Origin of the sequence: Roseateles sp., assembly GCF_036404855.1 — a bacterium.
In the GTDB taxonomy this organism is placed as follows: Bacteria; Pseudomonadota; Gammaproteobacteria; order Burkholderiales; family Burkholderiaceae_C; genus Pelomonas.
In genome coordinates this window covers 1-3,293 of sequence record NZ_DASWYS010000304.1, presented here as the reverse complement: position 1 = coordinate 3,293, position 3,293 = coordinate 1, and the positions used below count along the sequence as shown (strand labels likewise).

The 3,293-nt window shown below is 70.9% G+C and carries 4 protein-coding genes; 2 read left to right on the top strand and 2 right to left on the bottom strand.

Annotation, left to right across the window (positions count from 1 at the left end; all coding sequences use genetic code 11):
* The first annotated feature begins 136 nt into the window (after positions 1-136).
* Positions 137-928, top strand: coding sequence for a hypothetical protein (locus VGF12_RS20510; RefSeq protein ID WP_331177905.1), 792 nt, complete (start codon positions 137-139; stop codon positions 926-928).
* 4 nt (positions 929-932) lie between these two features.
* Positions 933-1,400, top strand: coding sequence for a hypothetical protein (locus tag VGF12_RS20505; protein ID WP_331177904.1), 468 nt, complete (start codon positions 933-935; stop codon positions 1,398-1,400).
* Here the strand turns inward: VGF12_RS20505 and VGF12_RS20500 are convergent.
* Complete coding sequence (locus VGF12_RS20500; protein ID WP_331177903.1) at positions 1,369-2,691, bottom strand: tetratricopeptide repeat protein; 1,323 nt, start codon at positions 2,689-2,691, stop codon at positions 1,369-1,371. The two genes, VGF12_RS20505 and VGF12_RS20500, sit on opposite strands and share 32 nt — an antisense overlap.
* A 13-nt stretch (positions 2,692-2,704) precedes the next feature.
* On the bottom strand, positions 2,705-3,293 hold a 589-nt coding region (locus tag VGF12_RS20495; protein WP_331177902.1), incomplete at its 5' end, for a hypothetical protein.

The window sequence follows — 3,293 nt, the reverse complement described above, 5'->3', positions numbered from 1 at the left end:
GGTGTCGCGTATCGACGCGCCCGGGCATGGTCGTGGACGTGGGCTGGCGGCGACAGCGCCGAAAGTCATGCGCGCGCGTGCCGGTGCTGCCCGCATGGGCTAGCCTTGCGGATCGGCTTTTCGGAGCACTTCAAAGATGGGCGGCGCATCCACCACTCCCGGTCCTGCCGGCGCGGGCGAGAACCGGCCTGCGGTCAACGCGGGCACGCTCGCCCGCATGGCCACGCCGGTACCGGCCGGCAACGACCGGCGCCTGTTCGACAGTGCCCGTCAGGCGCTGGAGGCCGAGATCGCCAACGTCGGCACCCATGGCGCGATCGACGGTGCGACCCGCCTGGCCTATGCGCGGCAGGTGCGTGCAGCCGCCGACGAGTTGGCGGCGCAGGCCGCGGCGGGACGCATCGGCTGGCGTGAGGCCGCCGAACAGGCGCACGGACTGCGCCATTCGGTCATGGAGATCATGCGAGGTCGCAGCACGCCGGTCGGGCGTGCCTTTGCCGAGTGGCTCAAGAGCGAGGGGCTGACGCTCAACGAGCTCATCGCCCGCTACACGGTCAGGCTGCATGGCGCCGGCGCCGACTTCAATGCGCTGAGTGCGGCACAGAAGGAGGCGGTTTATGCCGAAATCGTGGCTGCAGCCGGGCGGGCCAACCCGCGAGTCACGGCCTGGATGCGAGGGGCCTCGCGCGCCGGGCGCGGCCTGCTCGTGCTCTCGTTGGCGTTGTCGATCTATCAAATCGCGACGGCCGAGAACAGGCTCGAGGCCGCCAAGCGCGAGGCCGCCGTCACTGGGGGCGGCATTGCAGGCGGTATCGCGGGCGGCGCGCTCGCAGGCTTGGCCTGCGGACCCGGCGCGCCGGTTTGCGTGACGGCGGGCGCCTTCGTTGGCGGCGCATTGGCCGCGTTCGGCATTGACTTCTTCTGGTAGCCCCATGCAGATCACGACGGCCACCGACGTGGCGATCGAACGACTGGGCACCGCGGACGATGCGCTGCCGCGCTCCGAACTCGTGGTTGCCGGCCAGCGCACCGGCTGGCAGGTGCGCGGCGCGGTGCTCGAGGCCGCGCTGCGCTGCGACGAGCGTCTGCTGCTGTTCATGACCGACGACCGGCCCTACGAGGAATCGCTGTCGCTGCACCTGTTCGACGCGGACGGCCAACTGCTGGATTCGGCCACCCTCGGGGCACCTTATTCGACGGGCACCTTCTCCGGCCTGGCCGTTGAGCCGCCGGACAGCATCCGCTTCCGCTTCATCGGGGGCACGGATTGGCGCGTGCGCCTGCTGCCCCGGCGGCGCTGGCGCTGGCCACCGTTGCCGGATGCACCCGGCGTGCGTCACCGCCCCGGGCTGACGCAGTACTTCGTCGTCAGCGGCCGGCCGCAGCCGCAGTCGCGCTGACCAGCCAGCCGTTGACCGGCAACCCGGCTTCGAGACGCAGCACCTCGGGCGATATCGTCGGCGCGCCAAAGCCCGCGTCGGCCAGCGCCTGGTGCAGGTAGTCCTGGCCGTGCACGTAGCGGCCATTGGGCTGCAGCGCGTGCGGCAGCGGGCCGGCCGTGGACTCGACGGTGAACACCAGCCATCCACCCGGTCGCAGCGCGCGTCGGGCGGCGGTGAATACGGCGTCCAGCGGGCCGAAGTAGCACAGCGTGTCGGCCGACACGATGGCGTCGAACGCGGCCGGCTGGGTGTCCAGGTAGTACACCAGTTCGGCCTTGTGCAGCATGTCGTAGACGCCGCGTGGCCGGGCCTGCCGCAGCATCCCGACCGAGAGGTCGCAGCCCGCCAGCCGTCGCGCGAACGGCCGCAGGAGGGGGCCGCACAGCCCGGTGCCGCATCCGGCATCGACGATGTCCAGCGACGCGCGGGGTTCGCCGGCCGCCGCGCGCAGCGCCCTCGCCACCAGCTCCGGCGCGCGGTAATGCAGCGATTGCAACTTGGCATCGAAGCTCTTCGCGAAGCTGTCGAACACCTGCTCGACATAGGCGTCGCTGGCGCGCTGCGGTGCAGCCTGGCCCAGGCAGGCCGCGAGCTGATGCTGCACGACCGGGTTGTCGGGCTCCTCGGCCAGCCATTCACGGTACAGCGTGGCGGCCTGCTCACGCTCGCCCTGCAACAGCAGCGCGCGGATGAACTGGTCGCGCGCCGTCAGATGGCGAGGCGACAACGTGATCGCGCGGCTGTTGGCCAGCAGCGCGTCGTGGATGCGGCCCTGGCCCATCAGCGCCAGCGACAGGTTGTACCAGCCACCGGCGAGCTCGGGCTGCACCGCGAGGGCCGCGCGGCAGCTCGCCTCGGCCTCCACCCATTGCCCGCGCTTGCGCTGTACGGTGCCGAGATTGTTCAGTGCATCGGCACCGGCGGGCCCGACGGCGCCACCTTGAGCCAGCTCGGCACTGCGGCGGTAGGCGCGCTCGGCCGCGTCCAGTTGCTGGCATTCGACCAGCACGTTGCCGAGGTTGTTCCAAGGCCCCGGCTCGCCGGGCATGGCCTGGATGGCCTGCTCGATCAGCGCCAGGCCTTCGGCGCTGCGGCCCTGGGCGTGGCGCAGAACGCCTAGGAAGTGCTGCGCATCGGGCTGGCCAGGCGCCAGACGCAGCGCCTGTTCGAGCAGTGCCTCGGCCTCGGGCAGGTGCTCCTGGCGAAGTTGCGCGATGGCGCGATCCAGCAAGCCGGCGAGATCGGCCATGTCTGTTGCGCCCTCAGGCGGCAGCCCGTTCGGCGACGAGGGAGATCGGGTTGGCCATGGCCTTGAGCGGGTAGTCGGCGTAGCGCGTATAGATCGTGTCCCAGCCCAGCGAGCCGGCCCAGGGGTCGACGATGACGAGCCCGGGCTCGCTGACCCAGCCCGCGTCGACAACGTGGCCTGAGTAGCCGCCTTTGCGCCCGACCAGCACGTAGACGTGGTTGCGATAGGCGACGATCTCGACCCGCGGACCGCCTGGCCGGCCGTGCGTAAGCACATGCGCCGCGGCCTTCGCGAACTGCGTGCAGATGGCGGCCTTTTGCTGGGTCACGAACTGGTGGACCATGCCGTAGCCGGGGGCGTTCCACTTCCCGCCATGGATGACGAGCGCGTCGCCCGGGGTGGTGGCGCCGGCCTTGCGCGCTTTCATCTCGCGGTAGCGCTTCTCCACCACGGGGCGCGCGTCAGGGCGGACGCAGCGGGCGAACCCCGTGTTGTAGTCATAGCTGTCGGTGGCCTTGTTGTAGGTGGTGTAGGCATAGGCGTCGGCGCAGGCGTAGCTTCCCAGCAGGTTGAGTGCCGGCCGGACCGCATCGACCCAGCCG